Annotated in this window: 17 protein-coding genes; 13 read left to right on the forward strand and 4 right to left on the reverse strand. The window is 69.4% G+C overall.

Annotation, left to right across the window (positions count from 1 at the left end):
- Positions 1-4: 4 nt before the first annotated feature.
- A complete protein-coding gene (locus tag ABE546_RS08915) occupies positions 5-565 on the reverse strand; it encodes an HdeD family acid-resistance protein (protein ID WP_346463367.1) in 561 nt (186 codons plus the stop codon).
- A gap of 71 nt (positions 566-636) precedes the next feature.
- Complete coding sequence (locus ABE546_RS08920) at positions 637-1,350, reverse strand: ComF family protein (protein WP_346463368.1); 714 nt, start codon at positions 1,348-1,350, stop codon at positions 637-639.
- A gap of 70 nt (positions 1,351-1,420) precedes the next feature.
- Here ABE546_RS08920 and bioB point away from each other — a divergent pair, with 70 nt between their 5' ends.
- Genes bioB through bioC form a run of 5 tightly spaced genes read left to right on the forward strand, consistent with a single transcriptional unit; the run spans position 1,421 to position 6,272 of the window.
- Positions 1,421-2,491 carry a biotin synthase BioB gene (gene bioB / locus ABE546_RS08925; RefSeq protein ID WP_346463369.1) on the forward strand — a complete coding sequence of 357 codons (1,071 nt, stop codon included), beginning with the start codon at positions 1,421-1,423 and terminating at the stop codon, positions 2,489-2,491.
- 26 nt (positions 2,492-2,517) lie between these two features.
- The gene (gene bioF / locus ABE546_RS08930; RefSeq protein ID WP_313219369.1) at positions 2,518-3,729 is read left to right on the forward strand and encodes an 8-amino-7-oxononanoate synthase; all 1,212 of its coding nucleotides are present in this window, start codon (positions 2,518-2,520) and stop codon (positions 3,727-3,729) included.
- Positions 3,730-3,745: 16 nt separating this feature from the next.
- Positions 3,746-4,507, forward strand: a complete 762-nt coding sequence (gene bioH, locus ABE546_RS08935) for a pimeloyl-ACP methyl ester esterase BioH (RefSeq protein WP_346463370.1) — start codon at positions 3,746-3,748, stop codon at positions 4,505-4,507.
- 60 nt (positions 4,508-4,567) lie between these two features.
- Positions 4,568-5,350, forward strand: coding sequence for an SDR family oxidoreductase (locus tag ABE546_RS08940; RefSeq protein ID WP_313209358.1), 783 nt, complete (start codon positions 4,568-4,570; stop codon positions 5,348-5,350).
- A 37-nt stretch (positions 5,351-5,387) separates the two neighbouring features.
- A complete protein-coding gene (bioC, locus tag ABE546_RS08945; protein ID WP_313209360.1) occupies positions 5,388-6,272 on the forward strand; it encodes a malonyl-ACP O-methyltransferase BioC in 885 nt (294 codons plus the stop codon).
- Positions 6,273-6,356: 84 nt separating this feature from the next.
- Here bioC and ABE546_RS08950 read toward each other — a convergent pair whose 3' ends face one another.
- Both ABE546_RS08950 and ABE546_RS08955 read right to left on the reverse strand, forming a co-directional pair.
- Complete coding sequence (locus ABE546_RS08950) at positions 6,357-6,968, reverse strand: YdcF family protein (RefSeq protein WP_313209362.1); 612 nt, start codon at positions 6,966-6,968, stop codon at positions 6,357-6,359.
- Positions 6,953-7,912 (reverse strand): pyridoxal-phosphate dependent enzyme, encoded by a 960-nt coding sequence (locus ABE546_RS08955; protein WP_313209364.1) that lies wholly within the window; start codon positions 7,910-7,912, stop codon positions 6,953-6,955. Before ABE546_RS08955 ends, ABE546_RS08950 begins: the two co-directional genes overlap by 16 nt.
- A gap of 148 nt (positions 7,913-8,060) precedes the next feature.
- Between ABE546_RS08955 and ABE546_RS08960 the strand changes: the two genes are divergently transcribed.
- The 8 genes from ABE546_RS08960 to ABE546_RS08995 all read left to right on the forward strand — a co-directional run bounded on the left by ABE546_RS08960 (position 8,061) and on the right by ABE546_RS08995 (position 17,293).
- Positions 8,061-8,585, forward strand: a complete 525-nt coding sequence (locus ABE546_RS08960; RefSeq protein WP_346463372.1) for a hypothetical protein — start codon at positions 8,061-8,063, stop codon at positions 8,583-8,585.
- Positions 8,586-9,077: 492 nt separating this feature from the next.
- Positions 9,078-10,967, forward strand: coding sequence for a tRNA uridine-5-carboxymethylaminomethyl(34) synthesis enzyme MnmG (mnmG, locus tag ABE546_RS08965; RefSeq protein ID WP_346463374.1), 1,890 nt, complete (start codon positions 9,078-9,080; stop codon positions 10,965-10,967).
- Between the two features lie 135 nt (positions 10,968-11,102).
- Entirely contained in the window at positions 11,103-11,633 is a 531-nt protein-coding gene (locus tag ABE546_RS08970) for a gamma carbonic anhydrase family protein (RefSeq protein WP_313209370.1), read from the forward strand.
- Between the two features lie 121 nt (positions 11,634-11,754).
- Positions 11,755-12,444, forward strand: coding sequence for an RDD family protein (locus ABE546_RS08975; protein WP_346463376.1), 690 nt, complete (start codon positions 11,755-11,757; stop codon positions 12,442-12,444).
- Complete coding sequence (locus ABE546_RS08980; RefSeq protein ID WP_313219364.1) at positions 12,441-13,433, forward strand: stage II sporulation protein M; 993 nt, start codon at positions 12,441-12,443, stop codon at positions 13,431-13,433. The genes ABE546_RS08975 and ABE546_RS08980 overlap by 4 nt, the downstream gene beginning before the upstream one ends.
- Positions 13,423-15,114, forward strand: coding sequence for a DUF4129 domain-containing protein (locus tag ABE546_RS08985; protein WP_346463378.1), 1,692 nt, complete (start codon positions 13,423-13,425; stop codon positions 15,112-15,114). The genes ABE546_RS08980 and ABE546_RS08985 overlap by 11 nt, the downstream gene beginning before the upstream one ends.
- On the forward strand, positions 15,111-16,289 hold the full coding sequence (locus ABE546_RS08990) for a DUF4350 domain-containing protein (RefSeq protein WP_313209379.1): 1,179 nt from the start codon (positions 15,111-15,113) through the stop codon (positions 16,287-16,289). The genes ABE546_RS08985 and ABE546_RS08990 overlap by 4 nt, the downstream gene beginning before the upstream one ends.
- On the forward strand, positions 16,286-17,293 hold the full coding sequence (locus ABE546_RS08995; protein ID WP_346463380.1) for a MoxR family ATPase: 1,008 nt from the start codon (positions 16,286-16,288) through the stop codon (positions 17,291-17,293). The genes ABE546_RS08990 and ABE546_RS08995 overlap by 4 nt, the downstream gene beginning before the upstream one ends.
- The last annotated feature ends 19 nt before the right edge of the window (positions 17,294-17,312 follow it).

The following is a 17,312-nucleotide window of genomic DNA, read 5'->3' on the forward strand; positions in this document are numbered from 1 at the left end:
GTGCTCAGCGCAGGCGGCGGATGCGCCAGGCGACCATGATCTGCAGCACGCCGTAGAGCAGGCTGCCGATGCCGACCCACAGCGTGGTGACGGCAATGCCTGCCATCGGATTGGCCACCATCATCGCGCCGAGCACGATCGCCAGCACACCGCTGAGGATCAGCAGCCACTCGCCCTGGATTTCCTTGCGCACCCGGATCGCGAACACGATGCGGTAGATGCCGGCGACGATCAGCCAGGCGGCCAGCAACAGGATCAGCACACTGGCCGTGGCCAGCGGGTTGAGCACGGCCAGCACACCGAATGCCACCGAGGCCAGCGCGTAGACCAGCAGCCACCCGCGCGGCACGCCACTGCGGCCAAACAGCGCGAACAGGCTGATCAGGCCTTCCACCAGCGCCATCACGCCGATCGCCCAGGCCAGTGCGGTCGCGGCCGAGAGCGGCCGTGCAATCGCGATCAGGCCGAAGACCACGGCGACCACGCCGTACAGCATCAGCACCCACCAGCTGCGGCCGATGGCAGTGAGAAGCGGTGAGGTGCGCGGATCCGGCGGCAGGTTCATGGGACGTCCTTGCGAGGGTGATGACCGCCCGATGGTACGTCCTGGCAGCGTGCAAGGCGCGGCAACGGCGCTTACGGCACCCGCGCACAGACCCAGACCTGCATCGGGCCGGCACCGGCGTACTGCAGCGCGCGCAACGCGGCATCGGTGGTTGCCCCGGTGGTCATCACATCGTCGAGGATCGTCAGCCCGGCGGGTGGATGGCCGCGTACCGCGAACGCATCGCGCAGATTGCAGCGCCGGGCATCCGCATCCAGGTTCGATTGCGCCACGGTCTCGCGGGTACGCTGCAGCCCGTTCCAGAGCGGGCAGCACAGCCCGCGCGCCAGCGGCTTGCTCAGTTCCAGCGCCTGGTTGTAACCGCGCTGGCGCAACCGGCGGCGGTGCAGTGGCATCGGCTGCAGCGGCCCGGCCAGAAACGGCGGCACGCGCTGCAGCATGAGCTGCGAGAGCAACCGTCCCGCGGCCAGGTCCTGGTGGAATTTGAACCGGATCAGCAACCGGTCGATCGGCGGCGCGTACAGGAACGCGGCACTGGCCGCCACCTGGCGGGGATACTCGTCCACGCAACGCTCGCAGTGATCCCCCGCTGCATCACCGGGATCGTTCGCCATCAACGGCAGTGCGCAGCGACGGCAGGCACGGTCGTTCCACGGTAGCGCCTGATGACAGGCGCGGCACAGATCCATCCCGTCCTCGCCCGGGCACTCGCAGACCAGGCAGCGCAGCGGCAGGATCTGCCAGCCGAGCCAGCCCAGGGCTCCGTAAACTTTTGATAAGGCCATATGGTTGACAGATGCAGGCAGCCTCACCAGACTGCCGCCCTTTCGTTCCACTATCTGTCAGGACACCCCCATGGCTTCTGTCATCCGACACGACTGGCACCGCGAGGAACTGCTGGCGCTGTTCGCGCTGCCCTTCCCGGTGCTGCTGCACCGCGCGGCCAGCGTGCACCGCGAGCAGTTCGATCCGGCGGAAGTGCAGGTCTCGACCCTGCTGTCGGTCAAGACCGGCGGCTGCCCGGAAGACTGCGCGTACTGCCCGCAGGCGCAGCGCTACAGCACCGGGGTGGATGCACAGAAGCTGATGGCCACCGACGACGTGGTCGCCAAGGCCCGCCAGGCCAAGGCGGTGGGCGCCTCGCGGTTCTGCATGGGCGCGGCCTGGCGTTCGCCCAAAGACCGCGATATCCCCAAGGTGGCAGCGATGATCCGCGAGGTGAAGGCACTCGGCCTGGAGACCTGCGCCACGCTGGGGATGCTCAGCGGCGAACAGGCCACCGCCCTGCGCGACGCCGGGCTGGACTACTACAACCACAACCTGGATACCGCGCCGGATTACTACGATTCGATCATTCACACGCGCCAGTACCAGGACCGCCTGGACACGTTGGCGCACGTGCGCGATGCCGGGCTGAAGACCTGCTGCGGTGGCATCGTCGGCATGGGCGAGACCCGCGAGCACCGCGCCGGCCTGCTGCTGGCGCTGGCCACCCTGCCCGCGCACCCGGATTCGGTGCCGATCAACTGCCTGGTACAGGTCGCCGGCACGCCGCTGCATGGCACCGCCGAGTTGGACCCCGTCGAGTTCGTGCGGATGGTCGCGGTGGCCCGCATCGTGATGCCACGGGCGATGGTGCGGCTCTCGGCCGGGCGCGAGGCGATGAGCGACGAGCTGCAGGCGCTGTGCTTCCTGGCCGGGGCCAACTCGATTTTCTACGGGGAAAAGCTGCTGACCACCGGCAACCCGGACACCGAACGCGACCTGGCCCTGTTCGCACGGCTGGGCCTGCGCCCGATGCCGGTCACGGTGGATGCCGACGGGCACGACCACCCAGGCACGGTCCACGCCGACATCACCGCCGGCGGCCGCGGCGGGCGGGCGGCCTGGGCCCCGAGCAGCGGGCCCGGCAACCGGGTACGCTAACGGCCCACCCGGACCCCCTGACGACCATGGCCCGCCCTGACCTGCACGACCGCATCCAGGCCCAGCGCAAGCTCCGCGACGCGCAGGGGCGCCTTCGCGTGCGCCGCGTGGTGAACCGGCGCGATGGCGTGCGGCTGGACGTCGATGGCCAGTGGCTCACCGGTTTCTGCAGCAATGACTATCTGGGCCTGTCGCAGCAGTTCGGCGTGGTCAGCGCATTGCAGGATGCTGCCGCGCGCGAAGGCACCGGCGCCACCGGATCGCACCTGATCTGCGGCCACCACGCGCTGCATGACGCGCTTGAACGGGAAATGGCCGATTGGCTCGGCTATCCCCGTGCGCTGCTGTTCGGCAGTGGCTTCGCCGCCAACCTCGCGGTGCAGCAGGCGCTGCTCAGCGAAGAAGACGATGTCTGCGTGCAGGACCGGCTCAACCACGCCAGCCTGCTCGATGCATCGCGCCTGGCCGGTTGCCGCCTGCGCCGCTACCCGCATCTGGATACCGAAGGCGCGCTGCGCCAACTCAAGCACGCGCCCAACGGCGCGGCGATGCTGGCCACCGACGGCGTCTTCAGCATGGACGGCGACATCGCCCCGCTGCGATCCCTGTCGCTGGTGGCGCGCATGCAGGAAGCGCTGCTCTACGTCGATGACGCGCACGGCATCGGCGTGGTCGGCGAACACGGCCGCGGCTGCGTGGCCGATGCGGGCCTGGGTGTGAACGATGTGCCGCTGCAGCTGGCCACGCTCGGCAAGGCGCTTGGCGGCAGCGGTGCGGTCGTGCTCGGCGACGAGGCGATGATCCAGCACCTGGCCGAAACCGCGCGCCCCTACATCTACACCACCGCCGTGCCGCCGGCGCAGGCCGCCGCCGCCCTGGCCGCGGTGAAGCTGGCCCGCCGCGACGACTGGCGCCGCGAAAAGCTCACCGAACTGATTGGCATCTTCCGCACCGGCGCCCGCCAGCACGGCCTGGAACTGATGCCATCGGATACCCCGATCCAGCCCCTGCTGTGCGGCGCCGAATCGACGGTGATGGGCATGTCGGCCGCGCTGGAAGCCGCCGGTTTCCTGGTCAGCGCGATCCGTCCGCCCACCGTACCGGAGGGCAAGGCGCGCCTGCGGGTGACCCTGTCCGCCCTGCACGCACCCGCCGAGGTGCGCGCACTGGTCGATGCGATCGCGCACGCCCGCGACACCGTGGTGCAGCCGCCATCGCTGACTGCCCTGACCGCGTGACAGCGCTGGGTTGAGCATGCAGATCGATGTCATCGGCCAAGGCCCCGCGCTGGTCCTGATCCACGGCTGGGCCCTGCACGGCGGCGTGTTCGCGCCGTTGGTGGACCGCCTGTCGGCGAACCTGCAGCTGCACCTGGTGGATCTGCCCGGCCACGGCGCCAGCCGCGATGACACCACGCCGCTGCGCCTGCCGTACGTGGTCAACGCCATCGCCGCCGCCACGCCGCCGGCGGTCTGGTGCGGCTGGTCGCTCGGCGGGCTGTTCGCGCTGCATGCGGCCGCGACCCTGCCCCAGGTGCGTGCCCTGGCGATGATCGCCGCCACGCCGCGTTTCGTGCGCGGCGACGATTGGCCGCATGCGGTGGAGCCGGCGGTGTTCGAACAGTTCGGTCAGGACCTCGCGCAGGACTATCGCGGCACGCTGGAGCGCTTCCTCGCGCTGGATGCGATGGGCTCCGAACACGCCCGTCAGGAACTGCGCACGCTGCGCGAGATGCTGGTCGCGCGCGGTGCGCCGGCCCCACGTGCGTTGCAGGAGGGCCTGCGCCTGCTGGAGAACACCGATCTGCGGGGCGCCCTGGCCCAGCTGGGCAAGCCCAGCCTGTGGCTGGCCGGCCAGCGCGATCGGCTGGTCTCGGCGCGGGCCATGCAGGCTGCCGCCGCGCTGGCGCCGGGCGCGCAGGCGCATGTGATCGCCCAGGGCGGGCATGCGCCCTTCCTCGGCCATACCGACGAAGTGGCCGCGCAGCTGCAACACTTTGTTGCCGCGCTGCCTTGACCTGTTCCGGCCGCGCATCGCCGATCATGTACGCCTGCCTTTCCCCACAGGACTGACCCCATGGATCTTGGAATCGCCGGCCGCTGGGCCCTGGTCTGCGCCGCCAGCAAAGGCCTCGGGCTGGGCTGTGCACGCGCACTCGCCCGCGAGGGCGTCAACGTGGTCATCGCCGCGCGCGGTGAAGCGGCCCTGGAACGCGCCGTGCTCGAACTGCAGGCCCTGCCGGGCGCACGCAGGGTGATCGGCGTGGTTGCCGACATCACCACGCCGGAAGGCCGTACCGCCGCGCTGGCCGCGTGCCCGCAGGTCGACATCCTGGTCAACAACGCGGGGGGCCCGCCGGCGGGCGATTTCCGCCAGTTCACCCGCGAGGACTGGATCGCCGCGCTGGATGCCAACATGCTGGCCCCGATCGAGCTGATCCGCACCACGGTGGATGGCATGATCGAGCGTGGTTTCGGCCGCGTGGTCAACATCACCTCTTCTTCGGTGAAGGCCCCGATCGACATCCTCGGGCTCTCCAACGGTGCGCGCTCCGGGCTGACCGGGTTCGTGGCCGGGCTGGCACGCAAGACCGTCGCCCACAACGTCACCCTCAACAATCTGCTGCCGGGCCAGTTCGATACCGATCGCCTGCGCGGCAACTTCGCGTACCTGGCGCAGCAGCAGGGCATCGATGCCGGCCAGCTGGCCGAGCGCAAACGCACGCATATTCCCGCCGGCCGCTTCGGCACCGCCGATGAGTTCGGTGCCGCCTGCGCCTTCCTGTGCAGCGCACAGGCCGGCTATATCACCGGGCAGAACCTGCTGATCGATGGCGGCGCCTACCCCGGCACCTTCTGAGTCCACCCGCACCACCGTTTTGAGCCGTGAGTACCCCATGACGTCCAGCTTCGATCCCCATCATGTCCGCCGCGCCTTCTCGCGCGCCGCCAGCAGTTACGACGCCGCCGCGGCGCTGCAGCGCGAGGTGGAAAAGCGCCTGCTCGAATCGCTGGATTACCTGGAAAGCCGCCAGCCGCAGGTGGTGCTCGATGTCGGCAGCGGCACCGGCCATGCCAGCGCGCTCATGAAGAAGCGCTGGCCGAAGGCACAGGTGATCGCGCTGGACCTGGCCCAGCCGATGCTGCGCGAGGCGAAGAAGCAGGCCGGCTGGTGGAAGCCGTTCTCGCGGGTGTGCGGCGATGCGCAGGCGTTGCCGGTGCTGGACCAGAGCGTGGATGTGATCTTCAGCAACCTGTGCCTGCAGTGGGTGGAGGATCTGCCGGCGGTGTTCGCCGGGTTCCGCCGCGCGCTCAAGCCCGGGGGCCTGCTGCTGGTCTCCACGTTCGGGCCGGAGACCCTGATCGAACTGCGCGATGCGTTCGCCGCCGCCGACGACGTACCGCACGTCAGTCGCTTCGCACCGATCGCACAGTTCGGCGATGCGCTGATGATGTCCGGCTTCCGCGATCCGGTCCTGGACCGCGACCTGTTCACCCTGACCTACGACGACCTGACCGCGCTGATGCGCGAACTGCAGGCGATCGGCGCCACCAACGCGCGCCAGGACCGCCGCCACACGCTGACCGGGCGCGGGCGCTTCGATGCCGCGCGCGCAGCCTACGAGCCGCTGCGGCGCGAAGACGGCAAGCTGCCCAGCAGCTGGGAAGTGATCTACGCACACGCGTGGGCGCCGGAAGGCGGCGCGCCGATCCGCGAGCGGGGGCACGATGTCGCCACGGTGCCGATCTCGGCGATTCCGATCCGCCGCAAAACGCCCTGAGCCGACCACGCTGATCGCGTAGAGCCGAGCGTTGGTCGGCTGGACCGCCGAGCCACCATGCGTCCAGCCGACCAACGGTCGGCGCTACGACGGGAACAGATCGCGATGGAAGAAGTAGATTTCCTGCGCCAGGAACCGCCAGCTGGTGTGGAAGCTGCGGAAGCGCGTGCTCGGCGTGGACGAGGCCAGCGCATCGATGCCCAGCTCGCGGCACAGGCGCAGCGCGCGGGCCATGTGCAGCGGGTCGCTGACGATGATCACGCGGTGCAGCTTGCGCTGATCCATCAAGCGCCGCGCCTCGATCAGGTTCTGTCGCGTGGTGCGTGAAGCGGTCTCGATCAGGATCGCATCGTCGGGGACGCCCTGCTTGAGCGCGTAGCGGCGCGCCACCTGCGATTCGGAAAAGCGTGCGCCGGTGCCGCCGTAGCCGCCGGTGAAGATCAGCAGCGGCGCATAGCCCTGCTGGTACAGGTCCAGCCCGTGCCGGATGCGCTCTTCGAACACCGGCGACGGCTTGGCGTCATAGGCCGCGGCGCCGAGCACGATGATCGCATCGGCCTTCTGCGCCTGATCGCGCTCGCCGATCCAGACGATCCACGCGGTGACCCCAAGCAGCCACACCGCCAGCACGATGCACAGCCGCCACAGCCACCCGAACAACCCCACCCGCGTGCGCCGGCTCATGCCGCGCCCCACGGCAGGGCATCCAGATCGACATTGCCACCGGACAGCACCACGCCGACCCGTTTGCCGGCAAAGCGCGCCGGTTCGGCGAGGATCGCCGCCAGGGCGATGGCCGAGGATGGCTCCACCACCTGCTTGAGCACCTGCCAGATCTGCCGCATTGCGGCCACGGTGGCCGCATCGGCGACGGTGATGACCTGCGCCGCGCCCTGCAGCAGGGCGAAGTTGGGCGCGCCGAGCGTCCCGCGCAGGCCATCGCAGACGGTGTCGGGGGTGAAGTCGATGCGGCGCTCGCCAGCCGCCAGCGAGCGTGCGGTATCGGCCGCGCCCAGCGGTTCGGCCAGCACCAGCCCGGTCGCCGGCGCGACCGCCTGCAGCGCCAGCCGCGTGCCCGAGGCCAGGCCACCGCCGCCCACCGGCACCACCATCATGTCCAGGCCCTCGCTGGCGTGCACCAGCTCCAGCGCAGCCGTGCCCTGGCCGGCAATGACCTGGGGGTCGGTATACGGATGCACCAGGGTCGCCCCGGTTTCGGCCTGGACCTGGGCGCACATCGCTTCGCGCGCGGCGATCGAGGCATCGCAGCGCCACAGCGTGGCCCCGTGACGGCCGATGTTGGCCAGCTTGGCGGCCACCGCGCCGTCGGGCACGACCACGTGGCAGGCGATGCCGCGGGTGCGGGCGGCCAGCGCCAAGGCCGCGCCATGGTTGCCGGAGGAGTGGGTGACCACCCCGCGCCGCGCCTGCGCCTCCTCCAGCGCCCAGACGGCATTGCAGGCACCGCGGAACTTGAACGCCCCGCTGCGCTGCAGATGCTCGGCCTTGAAGAACACGGTGGCGCCGGTCATCGCATCCAGCGTGCGCGAGCGCAGTACCGGCGTCACGCAGGCGTGCACGGCAATGCGCGCCGCCGCCGCCAGCACGTCGTCAACACAGGGCAAGGGTGAATCGCTCATGACGCAAGATTAACGTATGCCCCACGTCCACACCCGCCTGGATGAACGTGTCAGCATGGCAACCATTCATTCGGATCGGGCCGAGTTAAGGGCCGATTCAATGCCCTGGGCGGAAGCTGGCCCTACAGCCCTTTGGGGGGACCCCATCATGAAAATGCGCCTTGTTCTTGCCGGTGGCCTGTTATTGGCCCTGTCCGGCTGCGCGACGTACGACTATGTCGGCGGTGGCGGCGGCAATGGCTACTACCACGGCGCACCTTCGGTCGAGTATCGCTACCCGGCCGGGTATCCCTACGGATACGGCAGCGGCTACTACGGGGGTGGCTACTACGGTTACGGCGGTGGGTATGGCGGTGGCTACGGCTATCCGGTGTATCGCCCGTACCCGAACTATCGCCCGCCGCACAATCATCGGCCGCCGCCGCGCCCCGGCAACGGCAACGGCAACCCCACCCGTCCGCCGGATCGCCCGCGTCCGAACAACGGCGGCTCGCCGTGGCGGAACATGGATTCGGTCGGTGGCCCGCGCCGCCCGCAGCAGCGGCAACAGCAGCGCCCGTCGCCGCCGCCCCAGGCACGCCCGGCCCAGGCACCGCGTCCGTCTGCGCCGAGGATGAACGGTTCCCCGTGGCGGAATCTCAACAATGCGAACCAACGCACAGTTGAGCCTTGAGATGGCTTGATTTTCACGCGCCCGGCAGTTCACTCTAGCTGGGCGGTGACAGTCACGGTCACAAAGTGCCAAAAGCGACAAGTGGCGTCACATTCGGCTCTATGTCGATATCCGCCAGGAACATCTGGATCCCCCCTGTTCCGGCCCTGTCGGATGTCGGCACCTACAACGCAGAAGGCCCCGCCAATGGCGGGGCCTTTTGTATCTGGCGCCCATGAAACCGGCGCGGGCCGGCAAAAAAACAGGGCCGGCAGTCCCCCGACTACCGGCCCCTCTGCTTCCCCACGATGCGCTTGGACCGGCCCCTGTTCCAATTCCGGTCCGTTACGCACAAGGCGCATGCCATCCTGGGTGCTATTGGGTTATCTGCAGAAAACGTGCCAACTTGAGGGTGGATGTTATGGCCCCCGACGAATGGCGCTAAAATCGCCACCCGCGCCCTGCCTCCAGGGCTGATCCGGGCTGCCCGGCCCCGTCCCGAGTTCCTCCGCCATGACTGACACCTTCTACCGCTACGACGTGATCGTCATCGGCGGCGGCCACGCCGGCACCGAGGCCGCGCTGGCGGCCGCGCGCAGCGGTGCGCGCACCCTGCTGCTGACCCACAACGTGGAAACGATCGGCGCGATGAGCTGCAACCCGGCCATCGGCGGGATCGGCAAGGGCCACCTGGTCAAGGAAATCGACGCCCTGGGCGGCGCGATGGCGCATGCCGCCGACCGCGCCGGTATCCAGTGGCGCACGCTCAATGCCTCCAAAGGCCCGGCCGTGCGCGCCACGCGCTGCCAGGCCGACCGCAATCTGTACCGGATGGCGATCCGCCAGATCGTCGAAGCCCAGCCCAACCTGACGGTCTTCCAGGCGGCGGTCGATGACCTGATCATCGAAGGCGATGCCGTGCGCGGTGCGATCACCCAGACCGGGCTGCGCTTCAGCGCGGCCGCGGTGGTGCTTACCGCCGGCACCTTCCTGGCGGGCAAGATCCACGTCGGTGAAACCCAGTACGCCGCCGGTCGCATGGGCGACCCGCCGGCAACCACGCTGGCCGCGCGCCTGCGCGAGCGCCCGTTCGTGATCGACCGCCTCAAGACCGGCACGCCGCCACGGATCGACGGCCGTTCGCTGGATTACACCGTGATGGAAGAACAGCCCGGCGACGATCCGCGCCCGGTGATGTCCTTCCTCGGCAGCGTGGACGAGCACCCGGCGCAGGTGAGCTGCTGGATCACCCACACCAGCGAGCGCACCCACGAGATCATCCGCAACGCCCTGCACCGCTCGCCGCTGTACAGCGGCCAGATCGAAGGCATCGGCCCGCGCTACTGCCCCTCCATCGAGGACAAGGTGGTGCGTTTCGCCGAAAAGGCCAGTCACCAGATCTTCGTCGAGCCGGAAGGGCTGGATGTGGTCGAAATCTACCCCAACGGCATCTCCACCTCGCTGCCCTTCGATGTGCAGCTGGAACTGGTGCGCAGCATGCGTGGCTTCGAGAACGCGCACATCACCCGCCCCGGCTACGCGATCGAATACGACTTCTTCGATCCGCGCGGGCTGAAGAACACGCTGGAGACCAAGACCGTCGGCGGCCTTTTCTTCGCGGGCCAGATCAACGGCACCACCGGCTATGAAGAAGCCGCCGCGCAGGGCCTGCTGGCCGGGCTCAACGCCGCGTGCTTCACCCGTGACGACGCCGGCTGGTGCCCGCGCCGCGATGAGGCCTACCTGGGCGTGCTGGTCGACGATCTGATCACCCACGGCACCAACGAGCCGTATCGCATGTTCACCAGCCGCGCCGAGTACCGGCTGCAGCTGCGCGAGGACAACGCCGATGTGCGCCTGACCGGCCTCGGCCGCGAGCTGGGCCTGGTCGACGACCGCCGCTGGGCCGCCTTCCAGACCAAGCAGGACGCCGTGACGCAGGAAACCGCACGGCTGCGTGCGCTGTGGGCCACGCCGGGCAATGCGCTGGGCCGCGAAGTGGAGGCCACGCTGGGCGTGGCGGTCAGCCGCGAAACCAATGTGCTGGATCTGATCAAGCGCCCGGAACTGGACTACGCCACGCTCATGCAGGTGCCCTCGCTTGGCCCGGCCGTGGCCGATGCCAAGGTCGCCGAGCAGGTCGAGATCGGGGTGAAGTACGCCGGCTACCTGGACCGCCAGCGCGACGAGATCGAACGCCAGCAGCGCCACGAGAACACCGCGATCGCGGCCGATTTCGATTACGCCGGCGTGCGCGGCCTCTCGGCGGAAGTGCAGCAGAAACTCGAACGCGTGCGGCCGCAGACCCTCGGCCAGGCCCAGCGCATCCCCGGCATGACCCCGGCGGCGATCTCGCTGCTGCTGGTGCATCTGGAGCGCGCGCGCCGCACCCGCGCCGCGTAACACAGCACCCACCGCCGGTAGAGCCGACCGTTGGTGTACGGGTATCGGCGGGTGGCGGGCGCCCCCGCGCTATCATCGGGGGCCGGGACAACGCTGCAGGCGGCGTCCCAGCCCCTGCGTTGCCGGAGTTTGCGCATGTCCCCGATCCGCCCCTTCCTCGACAAACTGCCCGTGCTCGGCGAGCGCGTCTACATCGATCCGGCCTGCACGATCATCGGCGATGTGGTGCTGGGCGATGACGTCTCGGTGTGGCCGGGCACGGTGATCCGCGGCGATGTGAACCACGTGCGGATCGGTGCGCGCAGCAACATCCAGGACGGCACCATCATCCACGTCAGCCACCACAGCCCGTTCAACAAGGGCGGCTACCCGACGATCATCGGTGAGGGCGTCACGGTCGGCCACGGCACCATCATCCATGCCTGCACGATCGGCGATTACTGCCTGATCGGCATGGGCGCCTGCATCCTGGACGGCGCGACGGTGAGCACCCATGGTTTCCTCGGCGCCGGCGCGGTGCTCGGCCCGGGCAAGGTGGTCGGCGAAGGCGAACTGTGGCTGGGCAACCCGGCACGGCTGGCGCGCACGCTCAGCGACAAGGAGATCGAGTCGCTGCATTACTCGGCCGATCACTACGTGCGCCTGAAGGACCAGTACCGGGGTTGATTGCGGTAAAGTCCTCAGCCGACCAGGAAGCAGTCGAGAACCCCATGCCCCCGCTGGCAGACCGGAGAGGAATCCGGCGTCCCCCGTGGCCTTCCGTACGATCCACCGTGAAGCGCCGCCGATGAGCGCACCCATGCTGGATACCTACCGGGAGGTCATCACCCCTGAAGGCGTGCCCCTGCACCTGCCGGTCGCCGGGCCGTTGCCGCGTGCGCTGGCGTGGGCGATCGACTTCGTGATCCGGGTCGGCGCATTGATGATGCTGAGCATTCCGCTGGCCTTCCTCGGCGGGTTGGGCCAAGGGCTCTACCTCGGCCTGATGTTCCTGCTGATGTGGGCCTACACCATCGTCCAGGAAGCCTGCTGGGGCCGCACGCTGGGCAAGCGCGCGATGGGCCTGCGCGTGGTCGCGCGCGATGGTGGACCGATCGGCTGGATGAGCGCGATCACCCGCAACCTGCTGCGCACCGTGGACATGCTGCCGTTCGGCTACGCGCTGGGACTGCTGTCGAGTCTGTTCGATGCGCATGGCCGCCGCCTTGGCGATCTGGTCGCCGGCACCGTGGTGATCCACCAGGGCGCAGCGCCGCTGGGGGGTACCGTGCCGGTCGGCAGCGTGCTGCCCCCGCCGCAGCCCCTGCAGCCGGCCGAACAGGCTGCCGTGGTCGCCTTCGCCGAACGCGCGCCGCGGCTATCGGCCCCGCGCCAGCAGGAGCTGGCCGACATCGCGTCGCCACTCACCGGCAGCCACGGCCAGGTCGGCGTGCTGCGCCTGTATGCGATGGCCAACTGGCTGCTGGGGCGGCGATGAGACAGGAGCAGTTCGTCGCCCGCTACCAGGCCGAATGGCAGGCGCTGGAGGAGTGGCTGGCCCAGCGCGGTGAGCGCCCGCGGCAGGCGCGCCGGCAGCCGGTCCACGAGGGCCTGGACGATGGTGATTTCCCGCAACGCTACCGCCGCCTGTGCCAACAGCTGGCACTGGCGCGTCGGCGCGGTTACAGCCCGCAGCTGGTGGCACGCCTGCAGCAGTTGATGCAGCAGGGCCACACGTTGCTCTACCGCACCCCGCGTCCGCAGTGGCAGCGTGCACTCGCCTTCCTGTTCGCCGATTTCCCGCAGCTGGTGCGCAGCCAGGCGCGCAGCATGTGGGTAGCCGCAGCGTTGTTCGTGGTGCCGCTGGTGGGCAGCTTCGCGCTGATCCTGTGGCGCCCCGAGCTGATCCATCTGCTGATGGACAACGCGCGCATCGCCGAATTCGAACGCATGTACGACCCGGCCTCGCCGAACCTGGGCCGCGACAGCGGCACCAACTGGACGATGTTCGGCTACTACATCATGAACAACATCAGCATCGGCCTGCGCACGTTCGCCTTCGGGCTGATCGCCGGCGTCGGCACGGTGTTGGTGATGCTGTTCAACGGCGTCGGCATCGGATCGGTCGCCGGCCATCTGCAGCACGTCGGCCACGGCGATCCGTTCTGGCGCTTCGTGGCGGGCCACGGCGCGTTCGAACTGACCGCGATCGTGATCGCCGGCGGCGCTGGATTGCAGCTGGGCATGAAACTGCTCGCGCCCGGCCGCCGGCGTCGCATCGATGCGCTGGTCGAGGGCGGTGTGATCGGGGCCAAGCTGTGCGTTGGGGTCGCGGCGATGTTGCTGATCGCCGCCTTCATCGAAGCGTTCTGGTCCTCTATCGCCGCGATTCCGGCCTGGGGCAAATACAGCGTGGCGGCCGTGCTGTGGACCGCGGTGTTGGTGTGGTTGTGGCGCGGCGGACGCGGAGCGGCCGATGCAGATTGACCGGCTCAACATCGTCCTTCGCGCACGCTCCGGCTGGGAAGCCATGGAGCTGGGCATGGCCCTGGTGCGCCGGCATGCCGCGGCGATCTGGACGCCGTGGATCATTGTGTCACTGCCGGTGTTCGTGTTGCTCAACGCGCTGGCCTGGTGGACCGACAGTTTCGGCTGGGCCTGGTTGGCGATGTGGTGGCTCAAGCCGTTGTTCGAGCGCATCGCGTTGTATGTGATCTCGCGCGGGGTGTTCGGCGATGCATCCACCACCCCGCAGACATTGCGCGCGCAGCGCACGTGGGGCTGGGAGGGCTTCTGGGGCTATCTGGGCTGGCGGCGCCTGAGTCCGCTGCGCTCGGTGCTGCTGCCGGTGAATCTGCTGGAGGGCACCGACGCCGCGCATCGTCGCCAACGTCGGCGCGCCATCGCCGGTGGCGCGATGGGCCATGCCGTACTGCTGACGCTGGTGTGCATGGTCTTCGAGATCGTGCTGGTGGTCGGCGGCATCGCCGCGGTGTTCCTGTTCATCCCGGTGGACCTGTTGTCCGAGTCCTGGCGCGCGGCGTGGGAACTGGCCAAGCAGGACATGCCGGCGTGGATGCAGCTGGGCGTGAACCTGCTGTTCTGGTTGGCCGCCACACTGATCGGGCCGTTCTATGTCGGTGCCGGCTTCGGCCTGTATCTGGACCGGCGTACGCAGATGGAAGCATGGGACCTGGAGATCGCCTTCCGGCGCCTGCATGCACGGTTGCAGCGCGCTGCGCCACTGCTGGTGCTGGCCCTTGTGCTGGTCTGGCCGGGCGCGGCACTGCACGCCCAACAGGCACCGGCGCAGTCGAACACCAAGGGTGCGTTGCCGACGCCGGCCGATGACGCTCCGTCGCCTGCGCAGGACGCCGATACGGCTTCGGACGCGGACGCGGACGCGGTCGCGGATGCCGACGGTGGCGACGACGATGACGCCGATGACCCGCCGCGTACGTACGACAATGATCCGGACAACACGCCCCCGGTCATCTTTGGCGCTGAAGCGGTGGATACGGCTGGCTTCCGCCAGGCCGTGCAGCGCGCGTATGAAGACCCGCTGCAGAGTCCGACCCGTGAGGTCACCGAGTGGACGCGCATCGAGCGCGATGCAACCGAGGCGGAGAAGGCGAAACGTGAGGCCGCGGCCAAGGCCAATGGCCAACGCGGCAGCAAGGGGCCGCTGTTGCCGGCCCGGATCGCCGAATGGACGCTGTGGGCGGTGGTCGGGGTCCTGGTGTTGCTGCTGCTGGCCACCGCACCGCGCTGGCTGCCGTGGCTGCGCGGCTCCGGCCAGCGCCGCCGGGCAAAGGCGGCGGCCGTGGTGGAAGAGCCGATCCGGGTACCGGACGTGGCGCCGCCCGATCCCGCCGCGCGTGCGCGTGCCCTGTGGCAGGAGGGCCGCCCACGCCAGGCGCTGGCGCTGCTGTACCGCGCGAGTGTGGAGTCGATGAGCGAACGGGCGCAGATCAACCTGCCCCCGGGTGCGACCGAGGCCCAATGCCTGCGGGCCTCGCGACGGATGCCGGCCGAGGCCGACCGCAGCCTGTTCGCGCGCATCGTGCGGGTCTGGCAATACGCGGCCTATGCCGGCCGACTGCCCAGCGATGATGACTTCGATGCGCTGGCGACGATTCTGCAGGCCCAGTTCGGGTGGCGCGCGTGAGCGCCCGCCTGCGCTGGCTGCTGGTCGGCCTGGGCCTGCTGGTGATCGGCGTACCGCTGGCGATCCTGTTCCTGCGCACCCACGAGCGGGTGACGCACACAGAGCACCTGCCGCCACAGGGCGAAGCCAGCTACAACCCGCTGTACGTCCTCGGCCAGGCGCTGCGTGCGGACGGGCTGACCGTGCAGTCGCGGCCACGCCTGGACCTGACCCGGATGCCGCTGGCGCCGGGCGATACCCTGGTGCTGCTGCAGGACAGCGCGGAAGTGCCCGCACCTGCCGTAGCAACGCTGATGGCCTGGGTGGAGCGTGGTGGGCACCTGATCGTGCGCACGCCACCGGTGGGCAAGGACACCGCCCGCAATGGCCCGCTGCTGGACGCGCTCGGCGTGGACAGCGCGGACCGCGGAAGTTATTGCCAGCAGTTCCACGTGCGCGATGACCCGCAGCATGTGGAGTTCTGCACTGGCCGCCGCTTCGCGGTGGAGCCACCCGCGGGCATGGGGCTCGAGCGCGAGTGGGGCAACGCGGCCAATCGGGTCTTCGCCCGCCTGCGCCACGGCCAGGGGCGCATCGATGTGCTCGCCGACATGGCCTTCATGCAGGGCAAGGGCCGGCCCAACCCGACCGTTCCGCCAAACGCTGCCAACGCCCTCGTTGATGGCCTGCACGACAAAGCCCACCGCGATCTCACCCGCTACGTGCTGGCGCCCAACTACGGCAAGGGCACGATGTGGCTGGTCTACGCTTCGCGCCCGCCGTCGTTGTGGAACCGCGTGTTCTACCTCGGCTGGCCGGTGTGGGCGCCGTTGCTGCTGGCCCTGCTCGGCTGGCTGTGGCAGCGCACCCAGCGCCTGGGCAGTGAATTGCCCTCGCCTGCCGCGGAACGCCGCTCGCTGCTCGAACACATCCGCGCCAGCGGCGACCACCTGTTGCGCTTTGGCAAGGCACCGCTGTTGTATGACGCGGTCCGCCGCGCGTTCCTGGCGCGTCTGCGGCGGCGTTCGCCGAGTGCGGCCGCACTGACCGGCGAGGCCCGGGTACAGGCCGTCGCCACCTTGCTGCAGTGGTCGCACGAGCGCGTGCAGACCGCCTTGACCCCACCCGCTTCCCACGACGTCGCCGGCCTGCGCGACCGCATCCGCCTGCTGATCCAGATGAGAAACCTGCTATGACCGAGCCGACGCTTCCGCCGCCGTTGTCCCCGCCTGCCGTGACGCCATCCCCATCGCCGTTGTCCGAGCGCGTCGATGCCGTGCGCGAGGCCGTGGGCCGCGCCTTCATCGGCCAGCCCGAGGTGCTCGACCAGATCCTGATCGCGCTGCTGGCCGGCGGCCACGTGCTGATCGAAGGCGTGCCCGGGCTGGGCAAGACCCTGCTGGTGCGCGCCCTCGCCCAGGCGTTGGAGCTGGACTATGGCCGCGTGCAGTTCACCCCGGACCTGATGCCCAGCGATGTCAGCGGCCATGCGGTGTACGACCCGAAGACCGAGAGCTTCAAGATCCGTCGCGGCCCGGTGTTCACCAACCTGCTGCTCGCCGATGAAATCAATCGGGCCCCGGCCAAGACCCAGTCGGCCCTGCTGGAAGTGATGCAGGAAGGCCAGGTCACCATCGAAGGCAAGGCGTTCGCGCTGTCCCCGCCCTTCCTGACCCTGGCCACGCAGAACCCGGTCGAGCAGGAAGGCACCTACCCGCTGCCCGAAGCACAGCTGGACCGCTTCCTGCTCAAGGTGCTGATCGATTACCCGACGCTGGACGACGAGAAGCGCATGGTCGATGCGATCACCACCGGCCGCAGCGCGGCCGACTTCGATCTCTCGCAGGTGCCACGCGTGCTCAGCGGGGCCGAGGTGGTCGCGCTGCAGCAGGCGACCGCGGCGATCACGGTCGATCCGGAAGTGATCGACTACGCGGTGCGGATCGTGGCTGCCACCCGGCAGTGGCCGGGTATCGCCCTCGGCGCCGGGCCGCGCGGCAGCATCGCGCTGGTGCGTGCGGCGCGTGCGCAGGCGGTGCTGTCCGGCCGTGATTTCGTCACCCCCGATGACGTACGCGACATCGCCAAGCCGGCGTTGCGCCACCGCATTGCCTTGGCACCGGAACTGCAGATCGAAGGGCAAAGCGCCGACGATGCCTTGACCGCGCTGCTGGCCAAGGTGGACGCACCGCGCAAATGAGGGCGCGCGTCCTCCATCG

Source organism: Stenotrophomonas sp. TWI377 (assembly GCF_039674525.1).
In the GTDB taxonomy this organism is placed as follows: Bacteria; Pseudomonadota; Gammaproteobacteria; order Xanthomonadales; family Xanthomonadaceae; genus Stenotrophomonas.

Coding starts and splice junctions, on each gene's coding strand:
- ABE546_RS08970 (WP_313209370.1), top strand. CDS start 11,103: ATGTCCCCGATCCGCCCCTTCCTCGACAAACTGCCCGTGCTCGGCGAG.
- bioC (WP_313209360.1), top strand. CDS start 5,388: ATGACGTCCAGCTTCGATCCCCATCATGTCCGCCGCGCCTTCTCGCGC.
- ABE546_RS08960 (WP_346463372.1), top strand. CDS start 8,061: ATGAAAATGCGCCTTGTTCTTGCCGGTGGCCTGTTATTGGCCCTGTCC.
- ABE546_RS08920 (WP_346463368.1), bottom strand. CDS start 1,350: ATGGCCTTATCAAAAGTTTACGGAGCCCTGGGCTGGCTCGGCTGGCAG.
- ABE546_RS08975 (WP_346463376.1), top strand. CDS start 11,755: ATGAGCGCACCCATGCTGGATACCTACCGGGAGGTCATCACCCCTGAA.
- ABE546_RS08980 (WP_313219364.1), top strand. CDS start 12,441: ATGAGACAGGAGCAGTTCGTCGCCCGCTACCAGGCCGAATGGCAGGCG.
- bioH (WP_346463370.1), top strand. CDS start 3,746: ATGCAGATCGATGTCATCGGCCAAGGCCCCGCGCTGGTCCTGATCCAC.
- ABE546_RS08955 (WP_313209364.1), bottom strand. CDS start 7,912: ATGAGCGATTCACCCTTGCCCTGTGTTGACGACGTGCTGGCGGCGGCG.
- bioF (WP_313219369.1), top strand. CDS start 2,518: ATGGCCCGCCCTGACCTGCACGACCGCATCCAGGCCCAGCGCAAGCTC.
- ABE546_RS08995 (WP_346463380.1), top strand. CDS start 16,286: ATGACCGAGCCGACGCTTCCGCCGCCGTTGTCCCCGCCTGCCGTGACG.
- ABE546_RS08915 (WP_346463367.1), bottom strand. CDS start 565: ATGAACCTGCCGCCGGATCCGCGCACCTCACCGCTTCTCACTGCCATC.
- mnmG (WP_346463374.1), top strand. CDS start 9,078: ATGACTGACACCTTCTACCGCTACGACGTGATCGTCATCGGCGGCGGC.
- ABE546_RS08940 (WP_313209358.1), top strand. CDS start 4,568: ATGGATCTTGGAATCGCCGGCCGCTGGGCCCTGGTCTGCGCCGCCAGC.
- bioB (WP_346463369.1), top strand. CDS start 1,421: ATGGCTTCTGTCATCCGACACGACTGGCACCGCGAGGAACTGCTGGCG.
- ABE546_RS08985 (WP_346463378.1), top strand. CDS start 13,423: ATGCAGATTGACCGGCTCAACATCGTCCTTCGCGCACGCTCCGGCTGG.